We start from the raw sequence: 22,409 nt of genomic DNA, 5'->3' as shown, positions 1-22,409 counted from the left end.
AGCACTACCGAGGTAGTGCGGCCCATTCGGCGGGGGTGTAGGTCTTCATTGACAGCGCATGCACCTCGTCGGTGTGCATCTTGGCACCCAGCGTGGCGTACACCCGCTGGTGCCGCTGGATGGCGCGGCGGCCTTCAAACTCGGCTGAGACGATGGTGGCGTACCAGTGGCGGCCATCGCCTTCCAGGGTGATGTGCTCGCAGGGCAGGTGCGCCTGGATGATGGTTTGGAGTTCGTCAGCAGTCATTTTTTGTTATCCACGGATTTTGTAGCCGATGCGCAAGAGATTCACCGTGATGGCGCTCACCACCAGCAGGGCCGAGCCGACGATGCCCAGGCTGAGCCACGGCGACACGTCGCTCACACCAAAGAAGCCGTAGCGGAAGCCGTCGATCATGTAGAAAAACGGGTTCAGGTGGCTCACGGTTTGCCAGAAAGGCGGCAGGGAATGGATGGAATAGAACACGCCGCTCAAAAACGTCATGGGCATGATGACGAAGTTCTGAAACGCCGCCATCTGGTCGAATTTCTCGGCCCACAGGCCCGCAATGATGCCCAGCGTGCCCATCAAGGCCGCACCTAGCACCGCGAACACGATGATCCACAGCGGGGCCTCAAAGTGGGCTCCGGTGAAGATGGCGGTGACCGCAAACACCCCCACGCCCACCAGCAGGCCACGCGCAATGGCGGAGCCCACATAGGCCCAGAACCAGTCCCAGTGCGACAGGGGCGAGAGCAGCACAAACACCAGGCTGCCCATGATCTTGCTTTGGATGAGGGACGACGAGCTATTGGCAAAGGCGTTTTGCAGCACGCTCATCATCACCAGGCCGGGCACCAGAAAGGCGGTGTAGCTGATCGTGCCGTAGACCACGGCCTTACCTTCGAGCACATGGCCGAAGATCAGCAGGTAGAGCACAGCGGTGAGCACCGGTGCGCCCACGGTCTGAAAGCCCACCTTCCAGAAGCGCAGCGATTCTTTATAGAGCAGGGTTTGCCAGCCGGTCATGCTTGTGCCCCTGTGGCGGTGTAGCCGTTGGTCATCACGTCCAAGAAAACATCCTCTAGATCGGCCTTGCGGATTTCGACATCTTCGGCGGTCAGCCCGGCTTCGCGCACCGCCGCCAAATAGCGTTCAATCTCGGCCGCGTTGTTCGCCGGAAACTGCACGATGCGGCCTGTAATCCGGGCCTGCTGCGCCAGGGCTGTAGGAAGTTCGCTATCGACTTTGAAGCGCAGCACATTGCTGGCAGCGTTTTTCAGCAGCGCGCTGGTGTGGTCCAGTGCCACGACTTTGCCCTGTTTGAGCATGGCGATGCGCGAGCACAGGGCCTCGGCTTCTTCCAGGTAATGGGTGGTGAGCAGCACCGTGTGGCCTTGTTTGTTGAGTTTGGCGATGAACTGCCACAGGGTTTGGCGCAGTTCCACATCGACCCCGGCGGTGGGCTCGTCGAGCACGATGACCGGCGGTTTGTGCACCAGGGCTTGGGCCACCAGCACGCGGCGCTTCATGCCGCCGGAGAGCTGGCGCATGTTGGCGTTGGCCTTGTCGGCCAGGCCCAGGCTGTCCAGCAGTTCGTCGATCCAGGCATCGTTGTTCTTCACGCCAAAGTAGCCGGACTGGATGCGCAGCGCCTCGCGGACGTTGAAGAATGGGTCGAACACCAGCTCTTGCGGCACCACGCCGAGCTGGCGGCGGGCCTGGGCGTAGTCTTTGGCCACATCATGGCCGTGCACCAGCACTTTGCCGCCGGTGGCGCGGTTCAAGCCCGCCAGAATACTGATCAATGTGGTTTTACCCGCACCGTTGGGGCCGAGCAGGCCAAAAAACTCCCCTTGCGCGATGTCGAAGCTGACGCTATCGAGGGCGGTGAGAGAGGGTTTTTGGGAGCCGCGTGGGCTGGGATAGGTCTTGGAGACCTGCTGGAAGGATATGGCGGGCATGGGGCAACGATTTTAACGGCTGGCCCTGTGCCCTGCCGGGTAAGGTTTTCAGGCGGCTTATGCAGCGGAAGGCAACAACTCGGCCACGCCGTACAAACCCGCCAGGGCGGCCAGCCGTGTCGGCAGGCCGCGTACCGCAAACGTGCGGCCCAGGCCAAAGCTTGCGCGGCGGCATTCCAGCAGCACCGCCAGGGCGGAAGAATCAAACCGGGCCAGCGCCGTGGCATCCACCACCACGTCGCCAGACTGGGCACGCAGGCCTTGCAGCAGCATGCGCAGCGCGGCGGTGGCCTGGGCGTGGGTTAGCTCAGCGGGCAGCACCAGCATGGGTCAGTTCTTTTTAGCGTTGGTTTGGTTGCGGGTGGTCAGCGTGGCGATCAGGCCGTCGATGCCCTTGGCGTTGATCTCGCTGGCGAACTGGCTGCGGTAGGTTTCCACCAGCCACACGCCCAGCACGTTCAGGTTGTAAATCTTCCAGCCCGCACCCTCGCCGGGGGTTTTCTCCAGCCGGTAGTCGAGCTGGATGGGGTCGCCCTTGCCCTTGACTTCGGAGCGCACCAGCACCTCCTTGTCGTCCGGGCTAGCGCGGAAGGGTTTCATGCTGACCTCTTGGTCGCTAATCTGCGCCAACGCGCCCGAATAAGTGCGCACCAGCAGGGTTTTGAACTCGTCTTGCAGGCGCTTTTGCTGCTCAGGCGTGGCCTGGCGCCAGCCGGGGCCAACTGCCGAGGCGGTCATGCGCTGAAAATTGACGTTGGGCATGATCTTGGCATCCACCAAGGCCATGACTTTGCCCACACCGCCCTGTTGCAGGGTTTTGTCGGCCTTGATGGTCTCCAGCACATCGGTGGAGATGCGTTTGACCAGCGCGTCAGGCGCTTCATCGGCCGCCTGTGCGCCCATAGACGTGGCTACCACCAACACAACACCAGCGGCCCATTGGCCTAGCAAACGACGTTTCATACCAACTTTCTCTGCGCGGAACATCCGCAATACCGTAATGGAAATGTGCCCCCAGCGGTTGACGCGGGAGCGTTGTACTTATTTGGGCTCGGGCGGATTGCCGTCATAGACCTCGTTGTCGCGCACTTGCAGGTAGAAGTCGCGGGTAAAGGTGTATTTGTCCAGCGCTGCTTCTTCCAGCGCTTCGGTGGCGCGCAGCAGGTTGGCGCGGGTATCGATCAGGTTCAGGCCCGTCAACCGGTCGCGGACTCCCGCATCGGGGAAAACCTTCAACGGATTGCCGTAAGCGTTGACCGACCAGGCTGAAATATCCCGCACGGTGGACGGCCCCAGCAAAGGCAGCACGAGGTACGGCCCGGCCGGCACGCCCCACCAGCCCAGGGTTTGGCCAAAGTCTTCGCGCTGCCGCTCCAGGCCCATGTCGGTGGCCAGGTCGAAAATACCCGCTATGCCAAATACGCTGTTGATGCTGAAGCGCATCCAGCTCTCGGCCGCCGCCCGGCCTTTGAGTTGAAAAGCGTTGTTGGCCGTGTTCCAGACCTCGCCCAGGTTGGAGAAGAAGTTGGTCACGCCTTGGCGCGCCAGCGAGGGCACGGCATAGATATACGCCTTGGCCACTGGTTTGACCACGGCCTTGTCCACCACATCGTTAAAGCTGGCCACCTTGCGGTTCAGCGGTTCCAGCGGGTCGCGGGGGTTTGCCTGCGGGCCTGTGGCACAACCAGAAATAATAGAAAAAGCGCCTATTACGCAGACGGTTCTTGCGCTGGCAGCTATATTTTTAAGAGTCATCATGGCGAGGGTTTTCCCCTGGGTTATTTCGCAGCGGGGGTCTCGGCTGCGGGGCCATCGGCGGCTTTGCTGTACAGAAACTGGCTGATTAGATTCTCCAGCACCACCGCAGACTGGGTGGCCGAAATCGTGTCACCTGCTGCCAGATTCTTGGCGTCGGCACCGGCTTCGATACCGATGTACTGCTCGCCCAGCAGGCCGCTGGTCAAAATTTTCAGCGAGCTGTCTTTGGGGAAAGCGTAGCGCGGGTCCATCGCCAGCGCCACCCGGGCCTGGAAGCTTTTGTCATCAAAAGTGATGCTCTCCACCCGGCCCACCACCACCCCGGCGCTTTTCACGGCCGCCTTGGGTTTGAGGCCGCCGATGTTGTCGAACTTGGCCGTCACGGCATAACCGGTCTGGAAGTTCAGGGTCAGCAAATTGGCCGACTGCAAGGCCAGAAACAGCAGCGCGGCAGCCCCCAGCAGCACAAACAAACCCACCCAGATATCGTTTTTAGAACGTGGCATACAGAACCTTAAATTGTGAACATGGTGGCGGTGAGCAAAAAGTCCAACGCCAGCACTGCCAGTGAGGCCACCACCACGGTGCGCGTGGTTGCCCGCGACACGCCTTCGGGCGTGGGCTGGGCCTCATAGCCTTGCAGCAGGGCTACAAAGCTCACCGTAAAACCAAAGACGATGCTTTTGATGACCCCGTTGCCGACATCGCGCCACACGTCCACGCCGCCCTGCATCTGGCTCCAGAACGCGCCGGAATCCACCCCGATCATCAGCACCCCGACCACCCAGCCGCCCACGATGCCCACCGCGCTGAACAGCGCCGCCAGCAGGGGCAAGGTGATTACACCGGCCCAAAAGCGCGGCGCCAGAATGCGCTGCACCGGGTCCACGGCCATGATCTCCATCGCGCTCAGTTGCTCGCCCGCCTTCATCAAGCCAATGCCCGCTGTGAGCGAGGTGCCCGCCCGCCCGGCAAACAGCAAGGCCGCAACCACCGGGCCCAGTTCGCGCACCAGGCTCAAGGCCACCAGCAGGCCCAGCGCCTCGCTGGAGCCGTAGCGCTGCAAGGTGTAGTAGCCCTGCAAGCCCAGCACAAAGCCGACAAACAGGCCCGACACGCCAATCAGCGCCAGCGAATAATTGCCCAAGAAATGGATCTGGTCGCGCACCAGACCGAAGCGTTTGAGCGTAGGCCCCAGCAGGGTGACCAAGCGCACAAACAGGCGCGTGGCGCGGCCGATGTCGGCTAATTGGGTGCGCAACGCAAAGCCTACGTCCGCAGGGTTAAACCAGCTCATGCCGCGCCTCCTGGGGGTGGCTGCAGGCCTGCGCCAAAGTCTTGCGCCACGCTGGGGCCGGGGTAGTGGAAGCGCACCGGGCCATCGGGCAGCGCGTGGATGAACTGGTGCACCAGCGGGTCGGTGCTGCTGCGCACCTCGTCGGGCGTGCCTTGGGCGACGATTTTGCCGTTGGCCAAAATCACCACCTTGTCGGCAATGTGGAAGGTTTCGTCCAGATCGTGCGACACCACCACGCTGGTCAGGCCCATGGTGTCGTTCAGCTCGCGGATCAGCCGGGCGGCGGTGCCCAGCGAGATCGGGTCCAGCCCGGCAAAGGGTTCGTCATACATCACCAGCTCGGGGTCGAGCGCGATGGTGCGGGCCAAGGCCACGCGCCGCGCCATGCCGCCCGAGACCTCACTGGGCATCAGGTCGCGTGCGCCACGCAGGCCCACGGCGCCCAGCTTCATCAGTACGATGTCGCGCACCAGCGCCTCGGACAAATCGGTGTGCTCGCGCAGCGGAAACGCCACGTTGTCGAACACGCTCATGTCGGTAAACAAAGCCCCAAACTGGAACAGCATGCCCATGCGGCGACGGGCGGCATACCAACCGGCTTGGTCGAACTTGGCCACGTTCTGGCCGTCCAGCAGCAACTCGCCCTTTTGCGCCGTGATCTGCCCGCCAATCAGGCGCAGCACTGTGGTCTTGCCGCCCCCCGATGCGCCCATCAGCGCCGTCACCTTACCGCGTGGAATGGCCAGCGTGATGCCGTCCAGCACGGGGCGATCGCCGTAGCCGAAGCTCAGCTGGCGAATTTCAACAAGATTGTCAGTAGGCGCAGTGGTCATATAAAAGCAAAAGCCGGAGGCGTTCCGGCTTTTGCATGATAAGGGATTGTCCTAGTATTTAGCCACTGCCGCCGCAAAAAACATACATACCCGAATGTATGTAAATAAGTGCAAACTAAATGCTACGAATTAAATAGCTGCCTGCGCATATGGAGTAAGCGCCAGCAGCCTAAAAAACCCACAATCCAACGCACAGACACCTATTTCCAAAAACAGCGCAGAACCGGCTCCGCCGGGCTGCTACTGTTGCCCCCGGCAAGGGGGTTGGCGAAAAGCGCTTGCGCTGTAGCCTGGGTGTGTACAACAGTTACCTGGGAAGATCGCTAAAGCCCATCAGGAACTCATCCACCGCCCGCGCTGCCTGGCGGCCTTCGCGGATGGCCCAGACCACCAGGCTCTGGCCCCGGCGGATGTCGCCAGCGGCAAACACCTTAGGCACGTTGGTGGCATAGCCGCCGGTGAACTCGGTGTGGGCGCGGGCGTTGCCACGGGCATCTTTGTCGATACCAAAGGCATCCAGTATGTTGGCCACCGGGCTAACGAAGCCCATCGCCAACAGCACCAGGTCGGCCGGCATCACCACTTCGGTGCCGGGGATTTCCACCAGCTTGCCGTCTTTGAACTCGACGCGCACGGTTTTAAGGCCGGTGAGCTTGCCGTTTTCGCCAATGAACTCTTTGGTGGAGATGGCGAACTCGCGGTCGCAACCTTCGACGTGGCTGGAGCTGGTGCGCAACTTGATCGGCCAGTAGGGCCAGGTCATGGGGCGGTTTTCTTCCTCGGGCGGCTGGGGCATCACCTCGAACTGGGTGACGCTGACGGCGCCGTGGCGGTTGCTGGTGCCCACGCAATCAGAGCCGGTGTCGCCGCCGCCAATGACGATGACTTTTTTGCCGTCGGCACGCAGTTGGGCCTTGAGCTTGTCGCCCGCGTTGACCTTGTTTTGCTGGGGCAGGAATTCCATCGCGAAATGGATGCCGTCGAGCTCGCGGCCGGGCACAGGCAGATCGCGCGATTGCTCGGCACCGCCGGTGAGGACCACTGCGTCAAAGTCTTTTTGCAGCTGCTCAGGGCTGATGGTTTCCTTGGCCCAGTTGGTCACCTTGGAGCCCTTGCCCAGGGGGTCTTTGGCCGCGCCCACCATGACGCCGGTGCGCACGGTCACGCCCTCGGCCTTCATTTGTTCAACACGGCGGTCGATGTGGTGCTTCTCCATCTTGAAGTCGGGGATACCGTAACGCAGCAGGCCGCCAACGCGGTCGTTCTTCTCGAACAGCGTGACATCGTGGCCAACCCGGGCCAGCTGCTGGGCCGCTGCCATGCCCGCAGGGCCGGAGCCCACCACGGCGACTTTTTTACCGGTCTTGTGCTTGGCAGGACGGGGAACAACCCAGCCTTCGTCCCAGGCGCGGTCGATGATGGCGTGCTCGATGGACTTGATGCCCACCGCGTCATCGCTCACGTTCAGCGTGCAGGCCGCCTCGCAGGGTGCGGGGCAGATGCGGCCGGTGAACTCGGGGAAGTTGTTGGTGCTGTGCAGCACCTCGATGGCGCTTTTCCAGTCGCCCCGGTACACCAGATCGTTGAAGTCGGGAATGATGTTATTGACCGGGCAACCGTTGTTGCAGAACGGAATACCGCAGTCCATGCAGCGCGCGCTCTGCACCTTGGCCTGCGACGCATCGAGGCCGACGACGAATTCCTTGTAGTGTTTCAACCGCTCGGTGGCGGGCTTGTAGCCCTCTTCCAGCCGGCCGTATTCCATGAAGCCTGTGACTTTTCCCATGATGATTCCTATTCTTTACTTGGCTGCAACTGCTTCAGTTTTTGTAGCTGCCTGCGTAGATACTACCTGCGCTAGAGCCACTTTGCGCGCATGAAGTTCGCCCAAGGCACGCTGGTATTCCAGCGGGAATACCTTGACGAACTTGCCACGCGACTCGGCCCAGGTGTCGAGCAGGTCGCGGGCACGCTTGCTGCCGGTCCAGCGGTTGTGGTCTTCCAACAGCTTCTTGAGCTGGGCTTCGTCGGTCAGGCCGTTGTGCCATTGGTCGGACACACCCAGGCCTTGCTGCTCACCCGCAGGCAGCACTTTTTCAAGCGACACCATTGCCATATTGCAGCGCTTGGCGAACTGGCCGTCTTCGTCATAGACATAGGCCACGCCGCCGCTCATGCCGGCCGCAAAGTTGCGCCCGGTTTTACCCAGAATCAGCGCGGTGCCGCCGGTCATGTACTCGCAACCGTGGTCGCCCGTGCCTTCGACCACCGTGGTGGCCCCCGATAGGCGCACCGCAAATCGCTCCCCGGCCACGCCGCTGAAGAAGGATTCGCCGCTGGTTGCGCCGTACATCACCGTGTTGCCCACGATGGTGTTCTGGCTAGACACGCCCCGGAAGTCGATGCTGGGGCGCACCACGATACGGCCGCCGCTTAGGCCCTTGCCGGTGTAGTCGTTGGCATCGCCAATCAGGTACAGCGTGATGCCGTTGGCCAGGAACGCGCCAAACGACTGGCCGCCCGTGCCTTCGAGCTGGATGCGGATGGTGTCGTCGGGCAGCCCCTCGGGGCGGGCCTTGGTCAACGCGCCGGAGAGCATGGCCCCCAGCGAACGGTTGACGTTGCGGGCCACTTCCATGAACTTGACCTTCTCGCCGCGCAGGATGGCGGGCTGCGATTTCTCGATCAGCACGTTGTCCAGCGACTTCTCCAGGCCGTGGTCTTGGTTTTGCACGTGGAAACGCGGCACGTCGGCAGGCACATTGGGCTGGGCAAACAGGCGGCTGAAGTCCAGGCCGCTGGCCTTCCAGTGGGCAATGCCTTTGCGCATGTCCAGCAGGTCGGCACGGCCAATCAGGTCGTCAAACTTGCGGATGCCCAGCTGGGCCATGATCTGGCGCACTTCTTCGGCGATGAAGAAGAAGAAGTTCACCACGTGCTCGGGCTTGCCCTGGAATTTCTTACGCAACACCGGGTCTTGCGTGGCCACGCCCACCGGGCAGGTGTTCAGGTGGCACTTGCGCATCATGATGCAGCCTTCGACTACCAGCGGAGCGGTAGCGAAGCCGAATTCATCGGCACCCAGCAGCGCGCCGATGGCGACATCGCGGCCGGTCTTCATCTGGCCGTCGGCCTGCACCCGCACGCGGCCGCGCAGGCGGTTCAGCACCAGGGTTTGCTGGGTTTCGGCCAGGCCGATTTCCCACGGACCACCGGCATGCTTGATGGACGACCAGGGCGATGCGCCCGTGCCGCCGTCGTGCCCGGCGATCACGATGTGGTCGCTCTTGCACTTGGTCACGCCTGCGGCGATGGTGCCCACACCCACTTCGGACACCAGCTTGGTGCTGATGGAGGCGTGTGGTGCCACGTTTTTCAGGTCGTGGATCAGCTGGGCCAGATCTTCGATCGAATAAATGTCGTGGTGCGGCGGGGGCGAAATCAGGCCCACGCCCGGCACCGAGTGGCGCAGCTTGCCGATGTATTCAGACACCTTGCCGCCGGGCAGTTGGCCGCCCTCGCCCGGCTTGGCACCCTGGGCCATCTTGATCTGGATCTGGTCGGCCGACACCAGGTATTCGGCGGTCACACCAAAGCGGCCCGATGCCACCTGCTTGATGCGGCTGCGCAGCGAGTCGCCGTCTTGCAGCGGGTAGTTGGTGGCTTCCACCACTTCAGGGCCAATGATCTCGCGCAGGGTCTGGCCTTGCTTGATCGGGATGCCTTTGAGCTCTTGGCGGTACCGGGCCGGATCTTCGCCGCCTTCGCCGGTGTTGCTCTTGCCGCCAATGCGGTTCATGGCCACGGCCAGGGTGGTGTGCGCCTCGGTGGAGATCGAGCCCATCGACATCGCGCCGGTGGCGAAGCGCTTGACGATTTCTTTCGCCGACTCGACTTCTTCCACCGGAATGGCCTTGGCCGGGTCGATCTTGAACTCGAACAGGCCGCGCAGCGTCAGGTGGCGGCGGCTTTGGTCGTTGATAAGCTGGGCGTACTCTTTGTAGGTGTTCCAGTTGTTGGCGCGGGTGCTGTGCTGCAGCTTGGCGATGGCATCCGGGGTCCACATGTGCTCTTCGCCACGGGCGCGCCAAGCGTATTCACCGCCTGCATCGAGCATGCTGGCCAGCACCGGATCGTCACCAAACGCGGCCTTGTGCATGCGCAGGGCTTCTTCGGCAATGGAGAACACGCCAATGCCCTGCACCCGGCTGGCGGTGCCGGTGAAGTATTTGTCCACCGTGTCTTGGTTCAGACCGATCACCTCGAACAGCTGCGCACCGCAGTAGCTCATATAGGTAGACACGCCCATCTTGGACATGATCTTGGACAAGCCCTTGCCAATCGCCTTGACGTAGTTGTAGATGGCTTTCTCGGCAGACAGGTCGCCCGACAGATCCTTGTGCAGATCGGCCAGGGTTTCCATCGCCAGATACGGATGGATAGCCTCGGCACCGTAGCCGGCCAGCACGGCAAAGTTGTGCACCTCGCGGGCGGTGCCGGTTTCCACCACCAAGCCCGCCGTGGTGCGCAGGCCCAGGGTCACCAGATGCTGGTGGATAGCGCTGCTGGCCAGCAAAGCAGGAATGGCGATTTGCGTCGCGCTGACGTTGCGGTCGCTGACGATCAGGATGTTTTTACCGCCCTTGATCGCGTCCACGGCTTCGGCGCACAGCGATGCCAGCTTGGCTTCCACGCCCTCGCGGCCCCAGGCCACGGGGTAGGTGATGTCCAGCGTGTAGCTGCGGAACTTGCCATGCGTGTGGCGCTCGATGTCGCGCAGCTTGGCCATGTCGGCAAAGTCGAGAATCGGCTGCGCTACTTCCAGCCGCATGGGTGGATTCACCTGGTTGATGTCCAGCAGGTTGGGCTTGGGGCCGATGAAGGACACCAGCGACATGACGATGGCTTCGCGGATCGGGTCGATCGGCGGGTTCGTCACCTGGGCGAACATCTGGCGGAAGTAGTTGTACAGCGGCTTGTTTTTGTCGGACAGCACGGCCAGCGGGCTGTCGTTGCCCATCGAACCAATAGCTTCTTCACCGTTCAGCGCCATCGGGGCCAGCAGGAACTTGATGTCTTCTTGCGTGTAACCGAAGGCTTGCTGGCGGTCTAGCAAGGCGGAGCTGCTGGCAGCGGGCAGGGCGGCGTCGGCAGGCACGCTGTCGAGCTTGATGCGCAGGTTGTCGATCCACTGCTTGTAGGGCTTGGTGTTGACGATGTTGGCCTTGAGCTCGTCGTCGTCGATCATGCGGCCCTGTTCCAGGTCGATCATGAACATCTTGCCGGGCTGCAAACGCCATTTGCGGACGATCTTGTGCTCGGGCACCGGCAGCACACCGGACTCGGAGGCCATGATGACCAGGTCGTCGTCCGTCACGCAGTAGCGCGAGGGACGCAGGCCGTTGCGGTCCAGCGTGGCACCGATCTGGCGGCCATCGGTGAAGACGATAGAGGCAGGGCCGTCCCACGGCTCCATCATTGCGGCGTGGTATTCGTAGAAAGCGCGGCGGCGCTCGTCCATCTGGGTGTGCTGCTCCCACGGCTCGGGGATCATCATCATCACCGCCTGGCTGATGGGGTAACCCGCCATCGTCAGCAGTTCCAGGCAGTTGTCAAAGGTGGCGGTGTCCGACTGGCCGGGGAAGCTGATCGGGTAGAGCTTGGCCAGATCGGCAGCCAGCACCGGCGAGGCCATCACGCCTTCGCGGGCCTTCATCCAGTTGTAGTTGCCCTTGACGGTATTGATCTCGCCGTTGTGCGCCACATAGCGGTACGGGTGGGCGAGAGGCCACTCGGGGAAAGTATTGGTCGAGAAGCGCTGGTGCACCAGGCCAATAGCCGAGATGCAGCGCTCGTCGGACAAATCCTTGTAGTACACGCCGACCTGGTCGGCCAGCAACAGGCCCTTGTAGATGACCGTGCGGCTCGACATGCTGGGCACGTAATACTCTTTGCTGTGCTTGAGCTTCAGGTTCTGGATGTTGGCGCTGGCGGTCTTGCGGATCACGTACAGCTTGCGCTCCAGCGCGTCTTGCACGATCACGTCGTCGCCCCGGCCAATGAAAACCTGCTTCAACAGCGGCTCGGTTTTGCGCACGGTGGGGGACATGGGCATGTCTTTGTCTACCGGCACATCGCGCCAGCCCAGAAACACCTGGCCTTCGGCCTTGATGGCGCGTTCCATCTCTTGCTCGCAGGCCTGGCGCGAGGCGTGCTCTTTGGGCAAGAAGATCATGCCTACGCCGTATTCACCGGCGGCGGGCAACGTGACCCCCTGTTTGGCCATTTCTTCACGGTACAGCGCATCGGGAATCTGGATCAGAATGCCCGCGCCGTCGCCCATCAGCGGGTCGGCACCGACCGCGCCCCGGTGGTCGATGTTTTCTAAAATCTTCAGCGCCTGGGTGACGATATCGTGGCGCTTCTCGCCCTTGATATGGGCCACAAAACCCAAGCCGCAAGCGTCATGCTCGTTGCTGGATGCATACAAACCGTGGTCTTTGAGATATTGGATCTCGGCAGCCGTTGTCATGGCGCTCTCCTGTAATGTTTCGTGGGGATGCAGAGCATAGTGCAGTGCAACAAAGATGCCAAGCAGATTAATAGGGGTCAGATTCCAATTAATTGTTGACTAAATTATTAAGTGATTAAATAGGGACACATCAAAAATAAGAGCTACTAGCGCTCATCCCATATGCGTTAGAAGCAGTTTTTATTCAGATTTTTGTTTTAAAACTGGCCGCCCCGCAGCCGCCTTGCTTACGCGGCGCTCGGTTCTTTTTTGTAAATCCGCCACAAAGTCACCATCGCCCAGCGCCCAGCCACTGAGCGCCGACTGGGTGATCTGCTGTTGCTGCTCCGCCGTGATGCCCGCCTGCACCAACATGGCGTAGGCCATCTCACGGGCAAACGGCGTGTTGCCCAGCGCCCACCACAGCGGGTGCGGGGTAACCAGTTTGTCGGCCCGCTGCCCCGTGTGGTGGCCGTAGCTGGACCACGCATACTCGTTTGGTGCGGTCACCATGCCCGCCCGCACCGGGTTCAGGTCGATGTAGGCCATGCAGGCCAGCAGGTAGCGGTCGGTTTGCACCAGGGTGGATTTGTAGCGCCCCTCCCACAGCGTACCGCTGCGGCCCTGCGCATCGTTGAAGTAGCGCACATAGCTGCGGCCCACGGCTTGCATCATCTGTGGCAAGCCCTCTGCGGTGCCGGGCGTGGCCAGCAGGTGGAAGTGGTTGGTCATCAGCACGTAGGCATGCACGGCCACGCCGAATTTTTTGGCGTTTTCGGTCAGCAGGCCCAGTAGCAAACCGTAGTCGCCGGGGCTGGCAAAGATGGGCTGGTGGTTGTTACCGCGCTGGATGACGTGGTGGGGGTAGCCGGGAACGGTGAGCCGGGGTAATCGGGCCATAAAGCGCAACCTGGGAGTGGATGCGCCATATTAATCGGGTTCTGACCCCTATTAATCTGCGGGCAGCTTGAAGCGTGTGGTTAGCAGGGCAGATAAGCCGAATTCGGCCAGCAGGCTGGTCAGTCGCTCGGCGGCGGCGCGCTTCTTTTGGCCGGTGTGCTTGGCGATGATGAGTTCGTTTTTCATGCTGTGCTCCCAGCCGACCAGTTCAGTCACGGTGACTTGGTAGCCCCAGGCTTCTAGGTACAGGCAGCGCAGTACGTTGGTGATCTGGCTGCCCATTTCGCGGGTGTGCAGGGGGTGCCGCCAGAGTTCAGACAAGGGGGTTTTGCTGCCGTTCAGGGCTTTGTTTTGGCGCAAGCAGGCAGCCACTTCGGCTTGGCAGCAGGGTACGAGCACCATTGCGCGGGCGTTTTTTTGCAGGCCAAAGGCAATCGCATCGTCGGTGGCGGTGTCGCAGGCGTGCAGGGCCGTCACCACGTCAATGCGCTCGGGCAGCAGGGCCGACTGGGTGGATTCGGCCACGCTCAGGTTCAGGAAGGACATGCGGCCAAAGCCCAGCCGTGCCGCCAGTTCTTGCGACTTGGTGACCAGCTCGGCGCGGGTTTCGATGCCGTAGATGTGACCCGCACTCAAGGCTTTGAAATACAGGTCGTAGACGATGAAACCCAGGTAGGACTTGCCCGCGCCGTGGTCGGCCAGCGTCAGGCCATTGCTGTTGGCAGGCAGTTCGCTCAGCAGCTTTTCGATGAACTGGAACAGGTGGTAGACCTGCTTGAGTTTGCGGCGGGAGTCTTGGTTGAGCTTGCCGTCCCGGGTGAGGATGTGCAGCTCTTTGAGCAGCTCGACGGACTGGGCGGGGTCGATCTCGGGCGGCAGCGCGGGGGCCACCGGAGGCTTATTTTTGGGAATCTTCATCGGTTGATTTTCCCACGCCTAAAGCGTTCCAACCGCCCTGCCCTAGCGCCTCCAAAGTAGCCATGTTGCGCTCGAAGATCATCTCGGCCTCGGGAAATGCCGCCACGGCGCGGTCAATGCTGGCCTCGCGCAGCAGGTGCAGGCAGGGGTACGGGGCGCGGTTGGTGTAGTTGGTGATGTCGTTGGCATCGGTGCCGCCGAACTGGAACTGTGGGTGGAAGCTGGCGATTTGCACAGTGCCTTCCAGCTGCATCTTGCGCAGCACGCGGTCGGCAACGCCCAGAAAGTCGTTGTAGTCCAAGAAATCAGCCAGCACCTTCGGCGCTATCAAAAGCGTAGTATCTCGTGCAGATGGCTCCTGCGCTAACAGGCTATTTAGTTCATAAATTAGGTCTTGGCGCAAGGCTTCCGTGTCGATGGCGGCGCTGACGGCGTAGTGGATCTGGCCCTTGGTGTGCACGGCTTTGGCGAAGGGGCACAGGTTCAGGCCGATCACGGCGCGCTCCAGCCAGCGGCGCATGTCTTGGACGACGGTGGTGTCGGTCATGGGTAGAGAGGCTTTAGCCGAGTAGTTTTTGTCCGGTCAACCGCTCATGCTCACGGGCGGCGAAGCGGTCAGTCATGCCGGCGATGTAGTCGGCCACGGCACGCGGTGCCCCGGCGGCTGTGCGGGCGGCTCTTTGGGTATATGCGGGGGCCATCTCGTGCGGCGCAGCCAGGTAGGCAGTAAACAGTTCGTGCACCATGGTTTGGGCCTGCTCGGTCATGGCCATTACCTGCGGGTGGCGGTACAGGTTTTTCATCAAAAACCGCTTTAGCTCAAGCGACTGCGCGCGCATGGCCGGGCTGAAACACAGCAGCGGCGGGCACTGGCGCACGGCATCCACGCCCTGCGGCTGGGCGGCTTGCACCGCTGCCTGGGTAGCGGCAATCACGTCGTATACCTGGGCACTGAGCATGCGACGGATAGTTTCGTACAGCACGCGCCGGCCCGTGAGCTGGGGGTGGTCGACCAGGGTTTGTTGGTAAAAATGGGCCACCAACGGCACGTTTTGTAGCTGCTCTAGGGTGATGAGGCCGGAGCGCACGCCGTCGTCGATGTCGTGGGCGTTGTAGGCGATTTCGTCGGCCAGGTTGCACAGCTGCGCCTCCAGGCTGGGCTGGGTGCGGTCCAGAAAGCGCTGGCCCACGTCGCCTAACTGTTCGGCGTTGGCACGGGAGCAGTGCTTGAGGATGCCTTCGCGGGTTTCAAACGTGAGGTTCAGGCCGTCGAACAGCGGGTAGCGCTCTTCCAGCGCATCCACCACACGCAGGCTTTGCAGGTTGTGCTCGAAGCCCCCAAACTCGGCCATGCAGGCGTTGAGCGCGTCTTGCCCGGCGTGGCCAAACGGGGTGTGGCCCAGGTCGTGGGCCAGGGCGATGGCTTCGACCAAATCTTCGTTCAGGTCCAGCGCCCGGGCAATGGAGCGGCCCAGTTGCGCCACCTCCAGCGAATGGGTGAGCCGGGTGCGAAACAGGTCGCCTTCGTGGTTCAAGAACACCTGGGTTTTGTAGACCAGGCGGCGGAACGCGGTGGAGTGGACGATGCGGTCGCGGTCGCGCTGGAACTCGGTGCGGGTGGGCGCGGGCGCTTCAAAGATGCGGCGGCCCCGGCTGTGGGCCGGGTCGCAGGCGTAGGTGGCTAAAGACATGGATTTATAAGAAACAGGCCTCTAGCGCAGGTACTACCTGCGCAAGCAGCTACTATTTCAATAGCAATCATTCAAATGGGTTACAGGCAGCACGCATCCACCACCGAGCGCACCAGCGCATCGGGTGCGCCGCGCACGGTGGCGCTGCCGGGGGGGCCGATCAGCACGAATTTGATCTCGCCCGCCTCGGACTTTTTGTCTACCCGCATCAGTTGCAGGTAGCGCCCAGCGTTGTCGGCGGCATCCAGCATTGCGCCCTGCGTGGGCAAACCCGCACGCTGGATGAGTTGCGTGAGGCGCTCTACCAGTGCCCTATCGATCAACCCCAACTGCTGCGACAAATGCGCTGCCATCACCATACCGCTGCCCACACCTTCGCCGTGCAGCCATGCGCCGTAGCCCATGCCCGCCTCGATGGCGTGACCAAAGGTGTGGCCAAAATTCAGAATCGCGCGCAGCCCGGCTTCGCGCTCGTCCTGGCCCACCACGTGGGCTTTGATCTCGCAGCTGCGGCGCACCGCATGGGCCAAGGCGACCACATCGCTCGCGCGCAGGGCATCCATGTTGGCGTCCAGCCAATCCAGTAAGGACATGTCGGCAATGGGGCCGTATTTAATCACCTCGGCCAGCCCGGCGCTGAGTTCACGCGGGGGCAGCGTGGCCAGCGTGTCCAGGTCGCAGACTACTTTGCAGGGCTGGTAGAACGCGCCCACCATGTTTTTGCCCAGCGGGTGGTTGATGGCGGTTTTGCCGCCCACGGACGAGTCCACCTGCGCCAGCAGCGTAGTGGGCACTTGCACAAACGGCACGCCACGCATGTAGCTGGCGGCGGCAAAGCCGGTCATGTCGCCCACCACGCCGCCGCCCAGGGCAAACAGCACAGTTTTGCGGTCGCAGCCGTGGCCCAGCAGCGCATCAAAAATCAGGTTCAGGGTTTCCCAAGTTTTGAACGCCTCGCCATCGGGCAGCACCACGGTGTGGATGGTGGGGTAATGGCTTTGCAACGCCGCCTGTAAGCGCTGCGCGTACAGGGGGCCGACGGTGGTGTTGGTGACGATCAGCGCTGTGGCGGCACGGGGCAGGTCGGCCCAGGTGGCCGGGTTGTCCAGCAGTCGCGTGCCGATGACGATGGGGTAGCTGCGCTCGCCCAGGGCGATGTGGACGGCGTGCAGAGGCAAGGGGGACGGAATAGTGGCTGGCATAGCCACACAGTTTAATCGGCAGTGCTCAATATTTTGGGTGAAAACGGCTACTTGCCGCGTCGGCTTGGTTGCCAAACTCCCCCATGACCAACGCATCATCGCCAAGCCGGGCAATCTTCTTGGCCGCATCTGCCCAACCTATGCGCACAGGGGGTTTAGATGGCGTCCGCTCATTGATCGGAACCATTTCTTGAGCCGTAGCAGGCAATCGCTGGGCCTTCACGTTGGCAGCCCATTCGGGAACTCGCGTCTGGCATGCACCACATTCACCACCTCAATGCACGACATTGCGACACGGTAATACACGACGTAATTGGGGTGTGCCACGATCTCACGAAGCCCCGGCACCAGCTCGCTCTGGCGGTACAAATACGGGTGCTCGGAAACGGGGAGTACAGAATCCATCAAGCGCTTGCGCAGACGGCGTGCAGCCATCGGATTGACATTGGCGACGTAGCGAATAATTTCAGCCAAATCACCCTGGGCGCTGCGCCGCCAAATAATCGGCAGGGTCATGTCTGCGAACGCAGACGCTGCTGACTTTCGGCTTCGGCAATGATGGCATCCATTTCAGCCTCCACTTGGTCATGCGGAACGCCGGGGCGAGGATCTTGCAAACTGGCTTGAATTTTTGCGGTTAACCACGCCGCATAGCTACTCGCCTGCTCTTCGGTGTCAAATTCTGAAACGATGGGGGATAAGACTGCGCTCATAGGTGCAGATTAGCAGAAATGAGAAACCTCAGGGTCGAAATTAAGCCGCCCCGCCCAGTTCCAGCTGCATCACGATCATATTGACCAGCGTAGAAACCGAGGGTCGCCCGGTTTCGATCACAAAGTGCGCGGTCTCCACATACAGCGGATCGCGGATGGCGAACAGGTCGCGCAAGCGGGTCAGGGGGTCGGCCACTTGCAGCAAAGGCCGGTTCACATCATGGCGTACGCGGCGAAAGACCTCTTCAGGAGAAGAGCGCAAATACACCACCTGGCCACGGGAGTGCAGCGCCTCCCGGTTGGCAAGCCGCAATACCGTACCACCGCCGGTGGCCAACACACCAGGACCGTTTTGGGTCAAGGCCTCTATCACCTCGGCCTCCACATCCCGGAAACGCGGCTCCCCCTCGCGCTCGAAGAACTCCCGGATCGAGCAGCCAATGCGCTGCTCGATCACGTGGTCTGAGTCGATGAAAGGAACCTGTAGCCGCCGGGCAAGCTGGCGGCCTACAGTGGATTTACCGGAGCCGGGGAGGCCGACGAGGGAGATCAAATCAAAATGGGGTTCTGGAAATGGAACCCTTAGGCGTTGTGACAGTCACCGTCACGGTCACCGTGGTGCAGTCTGCCGCACTGTCCAGAGCAATTTTATGTGCTGTCGTTGTCACGCTGCTTGCCAGCACCGTACTGGGGGTTACCGATTGCACCTTACAGGTCGGTGAAGTAGACGTAATAACCGCCGCCACCGTAGAACCACTGGGCATGGCATTGCCACGCCCAGTGGAGTCTTGAATCAGTACGGTAAACCCGGATGCAGTTCGTGACCCACTGAGCGTCATGATTGCATCTGAGCCACCAACCCAAGAAATGGTCGTCTGCTTGCGTACCTTAATGGCGCTACTCCATACGCCGTCGCAAGTATTGATCACCGAGGGGTAAGTGGTCGCATCATAAGCACAAGTGGATGCGCCCGTGGCACCACCCGAAACCAACTCATCCCCCGTTGTAAATGTCTGACTACCATCCACATCCTTGTAAACCGACCCGGTGTCCGTAAAAGTTTCACCGGAGTTATACACACCATTGCCATTGGTATCCACGAAGCTCTCTTCCCCATCCAGGTACGCCAACACAATATCCCGTCCATTGCTTGGAGCCGTACCATTGGCCGTATAGGTCACCGTGCAGGTAGAACTGGCCAACGTGCAATTCCCTGTCACATTACCAGAGGCCGCCACAAATGTAACGGCCGTCCCATCGGGCACGTTATTGCCAGAGCGGTCACTTACAGAAAACGTCAGTGTCGTAGTCAAGCCCGTAAACGACAAGGCCTCAAGACTATGGGCAGCAGGTTCCAATTGAGCCTTCACCTGAGAGGGCATACCAGAAGTCACGACCAAACTATTGGAAGATGCCGTGATTGTGCTATCGGAATCCAGCGTGGCTACCACTACCACCGGAACGGGAATGGTGCCCGATGCCACGGTGATAGACACATAACCGCTGCTGTCGGTTGTCACGCCGGTGGTCGTGCTACTGGCAAAGGTGACGCCTGCAGCCGAGACCGTACTAGGCAAAGTGAAACTTACCGCCTGCGATGCCAAGCCCGTAGTGCCACTGCTGTCCACAACCCGAAATTTAACCGTCGCATTTTTCACGCCGGTCGCAGCGGAAGAGACATAAATTTTTCCTGTTGTCGGTGATGTGACCTCACTAAAGAGAATATTGGTTGCCTTGGCTGCTGCAACCGCAATCGTCTTGGTCAGATCCGTTGCTCCAGACGCGGAAGCCGTAACCGTTACCGAAGTGCCGCCACATCCTGATAGCGACTGGTAGGTTGAACTCGCTACGCCACTGCTAGGTGTTGTCACACTGCCAGGGCTAAAGCTGCCGCAACTAGCGGTAAAGCCCACCACCACACCGGATGTGGCAGCTCCATCGACCATCCCCACCACCGATACGGCAGAAGTACCTAGCGCCGCAATACTGGTGGGAGAAGCCGTCAAACTACCCAAGGTAACGTTCGCAGCCGTGGTACTGAAATTCAAACTGGACGACACAGATGCGCTACCGATGGTGGCAGTAGCGGTTAAAGTCGCCGCGCCCGTCGTCGTCAAGGTCAAGGGACTAATCAATACTTTCGCAACCCCGCTGCTGTCGGTCAACGCGGTGGCATCTGCAGCACTCCCGGCTAAAGTTGCAATGGTGTACGCAGTAGAAAAAGTCACTAACTGATTAGACAACACGGTTCCACTGGCATCCTTCACCACGGCCTTGGCGTAGTAGTTGGCGCTTTTGCTAATAGCATTTGTACTCACGGTCGTCCCCGCAGCATTCACCAGGGATAAGGTCAAAGTTGGGGTGATGGTCGTGGTCGTTCCGCCAGACGAAGATGTCGTCCCCGGATTCCCTCCGCCCCCACAAGCAACCAAGACCATCGTGACAACAGCCAACACCCACAACTTTAGATAACGCATTTTTTAAGTCCCTGATTCCAGTTTCAATCTGTATTACCGTGCCGCCGAACGTTCAACAATCATTTTCGGCGTAATGAATACCAGCATTTCCTTCTTGGTACTGGCCGAAGTTTTGGTCTTGAACAAGTTACCCAAATAAGGAATATCGCCGAGCAAGGGGACCTTGGTGACGCTGTCGGTCTCGTCCAGTGTGAAGATGCCGCCAATCACGACCGTGCCGCCGTTTTCCACCAGCACCTGGGTTTTGATGTGCTTGGTGTCGATGGCGATACCGGCCGAGGTGGTTTCGCCGCGACTGTCTTTGTTGATGTCCAGATCCAGGATGATGTTGCCTTCGGGGGTGATCTGGGGCGTGACCTCCAGCTTCAGATTAGCCTTACGGAAAGCCACCGAAGTAGCGCCGCTGGAAGTGGCCTGCTGGTAGGGGAACTCGGTGCCTTGTTCGATCAACGCCTTGGTCTGGTCGGCGGTGACGATGCGTGGGCTGGAAACCAGCTTGCCTTTACCGTCATTTTCCAACGCTGAGATTTCCAGGTTCAAGAAGCGGTTTGCGGCGCTGCTAAAAATAGACAGGGCAAAGGTTGCGGCGTCATAGCCGCCCTCGCCCACGGCAGACAGGTTGACCGAGTTGCTGGAGGTGTCCACCGCCGAGCCACTAGAGCCATTGCTGGCGGTGACGTTGCTATAGCTGGAGCCCACGGTGAATCGTGTGCCCCCCGTTAGACCATAGCTGCCAGCCGCCGTGCCCGAAGTGGTAGAGCTGCCCGCTGTGGTGCCCAGCTTGACACCCAAAGATTTGCCCCAGCTGTCAGAGGCCTCGACGATGCGGGCTTCAATAAGCACTTGGCGTACGGCAATGTCGAGCTTTTTAATCAGGTCTTGCACGGCAGCAAGTCGGCTGGGAATGTCGTTGACAAAAATCTGGTTGGTGCGGGGCTCAGAAATGACCGTGCCACGGGAGCTAAGGAAGCGCGGAGCACTGCCCGTGGTGGCACCCGTGCCGCCTAATTGGGCCACGATGTCGACTGCCTTGGCGTAATTGAGCTGGAAGGATTGGGTTTGCAATGGCTCAAGTGCCTGCATGGATGCCGCAGATTCCATGTCTTTTTTGGTACGGGCATCAATCTCGTCTTTGGGCGCAATCCACAGGACCGAGCCCGATTTGCGCATGCCCAGACCTTTGGAGTCCATGATGATTTGCAGGGCTTGGTCCCAGGGTACATCTTTGAGGCGCAGGGTAACGGAGCCGGTCACGGAGTCGGAGGTAACCACATTGAAGTTGGTGAAGTCGGCAATGACTTGCAACAGCGCACGGACTTCGATGTTCTGGAAATTCAGCGACAACTTTTCACCGGCATAGCCCGGACCTTGAACCAATTTGGTGGGGTCCACTTTTTGCTGCCGCACTTCGACCACAAACTGGCCATCGCTTTGGTAGGCGCTGTGGTCCCACGCGCCTTTGGGCTCAATGAGCATACGCACGCGGTCACCGACTTGGGCAACGGTGATGTTTTGCACAGGGGTGCCAAAGTCGCTGACATCCAGACGGCGGCGCAAGCCTTCTGGCAAGGTGGAACTTAAAAATTCGACCACCAAATTCTGACCTTGTTGGCGCACATCCACACCGACTTGGCTGTTCTTCAACGAGACGATGACACGGCCTACGTTGTCATCACCCCGGCGAAAATCGATATCTTTGAGTGGAGACTTGTCGCGGCTTCCGCTGTCGGCAAAAGTCGGCATGGCACTGGCGATAGGTGCGGCGACTGCCACTGCGTCGAGCACCACCAGGATAGATTTGCCTTTTAGTTCGGCTTTATACGAGGTGGCTTGTTTGAGGTTGAGCACGATCCGCGAACGGTCACCCACCTGCACCACATTCACAGAACGCAGATTGCCTTGGTTGACCTCGATGGATGAACGGCCAATGCCGTTGGACACGCCCGGAAAATCAAGCGCAATACGCGCGGGCGACTGGATGGATACCCCTGCCGGTAGTGCCGCCAAAGGTTCACTGAGGTCGATGCGGATGACCTCGGCCCCTCCTTGGATAGAGCCCGTGACGGACTCAATAGTGGCTTGCGCCTGCGCGGCTACCGAAGTCAAGACCAATACCAGCGCAGCGGCAAACTTCTCCAGCTTATGGTCTAGCATGTGCCACCCCA

Annotated in this window: 21 protein-coding genes; all 21 read right to left on the bottom strand. The window is 60.6% G+C overall.

The genetic code is table 11. The features are described 5' to 3' along the window. Positions 1-4: 4 nt before the first annotated feature. The 21 genes from AC0969_RS11125 to AC0969_RS11025 all read right to left on the bottom strand — a co-directional run bounded on the left by AC0969_RS11125 (position 5) and on the right by AC0969_RS11025 (position 22,398). On the bottom strand, positions 5-247 hold the full coding sequence (locus AC0969_RS11125; RefSeq protein WP_479624208.1) for a BolA family protein: 243 nt from the start codon (positions 245-247) through the stop codon (positions 5-7). A 6-nt stretch (positions 248-253) separates the two neighbouring features. Beyond that, on the bottom strand, positions 254-1,009 hold the full coding sequence (locus AC0969_RS11120) for an ABC transporter permease (RefSeq protein WP_479624207.1): 756 nt from the start codon (positions 1,007-1,009) through the stop codon (positions 254-256). Then, on the bottom strand, positions 1,006-1,944 hold the full coding sequence (locus AC0969_RS11115; RefSeq protein ID WP_479624206.1) for an ABC transporter ATP-binding protein: 939 nt from the start codon (positions 1,942-1,944) through the stop codon (positions 1,006-1,008). Before AC0969_RS11115 ends, AC0969_RS11120 begins: the two co-directional genes overlap by 4 nt. A 57-nt stretch (positions 1,945-2,001) precedes the next feature. Then, positions 2,002-2,271: an STAS domain-containing protein gene (locus AC0969_RS11110; protein WP_479624205.1), complete on the bottom strand. Its 270-nt coding sequence runs from the start codon at positions 2,269-2,271 to the stop codon at positions 2,002-2,004. A gap of 3 nt (positions 2,272-2,274) precedes the next feature. Beyond that, positions 2,275-2,907: an MlaC/ttg2D family ABC transporter substrate-binding protein gene (locus tag AC0969_RS11105; RefSeq protein ID WP_479624204.1), complete on the bottom strand. Its 633-nt coding sequence runs from the start codon at positions 2,905-2,907 to the stop codon at positions 2,275-2,277. A gap of 78 nt (positions 2,908-2,985) precedes the next feature. Then, entirely contained in the window at positions 2,986-3,702 is a 717-nt protein-coding gene (locus tag AC0969_RS11100; RefSeq protein ID WP_479624203.1) for an MlaA family lipoprotein, read from the bottom strand. Positions 3,703-3,722: 20 nt separating this feature from the next. Then, positions 3,723-4,208, bottom strand: a complete 486-nt coding sequence (mlaD, locus tag AC0969_RS11095) for an outer membrane lipid asymmetry maintenance protein MlaD (protein ID WP_479624202.1) — start codon at positions 4,206-4,208, stop codon at positions 3,723-3,725. Positions 4,209-4,216: 8 nt separating this feature from the next. Next, positions 4,217-4,999, bottom strand: a complete 783-nt coding sequence (gene mlaE / locus AC0969_RS11090) for a lipid asymmetry maintenance ABC transporter permease subunit MlaE (RefSeq protein ID WP_479624201.1) — start codon at positions 4,997-4,999, stop codon at positions 4,217-4,219. Then, on the bottom strand, positions 4,996-5,832 hold the full coding sequence (locus AC0969_RS11085) for an ABC transporter ATP-binding protein (protein ID WP_479624200.1): 837 nt from the start codon (positions 5,830-5,832) through the stop codon (positions 4,996-4,998). Before AC0969_RS11085 ends, mlaE begins: the two co-directional genes overlap by 4 nt. A gap of 307 nt (positions 5,833-6,139) precedes the next feature. Further along, positions 6,140-7,618: a glutamate synthase subunit beta gene (locus AC0969_RS11080; RefSeq protein WP_479624199.1), complete on the bottom strand. Its 1,479-nt coding sequence runs from the start codon at positions 7,616-7,618 to the stop codon at positions 6,140-6,142. A 15-nt stretch (positions 7,619-7,633) separates the two neighbouring features. Next, positions 7,634-12,364 (bottom strand): glutamate synthase-related protein, encoded by a 4,731-nt coding sequence (locus AC0969_RS11075; RefSeq protein WP_479624198.1) that lies wholly within the window; start codon positions 12,362-12,364, stop codon positions 7,634-7,636. Positions 12,365-12,544: 180 nt separating this feature from the next. Continuing rightward, positions 12,545-13,243, bottom strand: a complete 699-nt coding sequence (locus AC0969_RS11070) for a transposase (RefSeq protein ID WP_479624197.1) — start codon at positions 13,241-13,243, stop codon at positions 12,545-12,547. 51 nt (positions 13,244-13,294) lie between these two features. Further along, positions 13,295-14,161 (bottom strand): class I SAM-dependent methyltransferase, encoded by an 867-nt coding sequence (locus AC0969_RS11065; protein WP_479624196.1) that lies wholly within the window; start codon positions 14,159-14,161, stop codon positions 13,295-13,297. After that, the gene (locus AC0969_RS11060; RefSeq protein WP_479624195.1) at positions 14,142-14,708 is read right to left on the bottom strand and encodes a DUF1415 domain-containing protein; all 567 of its coding nucleotides are present in this window, start codon (positions 14,706-14,708) and stop codon (positions 14,142-14,144) included. Before AC0969_RS11060 ends, AC0969_RS11065 begins: the two co-directional genes overlap by 20 nt. A gap of 13 nt (positions 14,709-14,721) precedes the next feature. Beyond that, entirely contained in the window at positions 14,722-15,852 is a 1,131-nt protein-coding gene (locus AC0969_RS11055; protein ID WP_479624194.1) for a deoxyguanosinetriphosphate triphosphohydrolase, read from the bottom strand. 80 nt (positions 15,853-15,932) lie between these two features. Next, positions 15,933-17,054: a 3-dehydroquinate synthase gene (gene aroB / locus AC0969_RS11050; RefSeq protein WP_479624193.1), complete on the bottom strand. Its 1,122-nt coding sequence runs from the start codon at positions 17,052-17,054 to the stop codon at positions 15,933-15,935. A 219-nt stretch (positions 17,055-17,273) separates the two neighbouring features. Next, positions 17,274-17,570 carry a type II toxin-antitoxin system RelE/ParE family toxin gene (locus tag AC0969_RS11045; protein WP_479624192.1) on the bottom strand — a complete coding sequence of 99 codons (297 nt, stop codon included), beginning with the start codon at positions 17,568-17,570 and terminating at the stop codon, positions 17,274-17,276. After that, positions 17,567-17,767, bottom strand: coding sequence for a type II toxin-antitoxin system RelB family antitoxin (gene relB / locus AC0969_RS11040; protein WP_479624191.1), 201 nt, complete (start codon positions 17,765-17,767; stop codon positions 17,567-17,569). The genes AC0969_RS11045 and relB overlap by 4 nt, the downstream gene beginning before the upstream one ends. Positions 17,768-17,807: 40 nt before the next feature. Then, the gene (locus AC0969_RS11035; RefSeq protein ID WP_479624190.1) at positions 17,808-18,320 is read right to left on the bottom strand and encodes a shikimate kinase; all 513 of its coding nucleotides are present in this window, start codon (positions 18,318-18,320) and stop codon (positions 17,808-17,810) included. A 1-nt stretch (position 18,321) separates the two neighbouring features. Next, entirely contained in the window at positions 18,322-20,121 is a 1,800-nt protein-coding gene (locus tag AC0969_RS11030) for a hypothetical protein (RefSeq protein ID WP_479624189.1), read from the bottom strand. A 156-nt stretch (positions 20,122-20,277) separates the two neighbouring features. Next, a complete protein-coding gene (locus tag AC0969_RS11025) occupies positions 20,278-22,398 on the bottom strand; it encodes a type IV pilus secretin PilQ (protein ID WP_479624188.1) in 2,121 nt (706 codons plus the stop codon). Positions 22,399-22,409: the final 11 nt, after the last annotated feature.

It is taken from the genome of Rhodoferax sp. LB1P47, from assembly GCF_056521445.1.
Note: the sequence above shows the minus strand (reverse complement) of the source record. Positions and strands in the feature narration are given on the sequence as shown.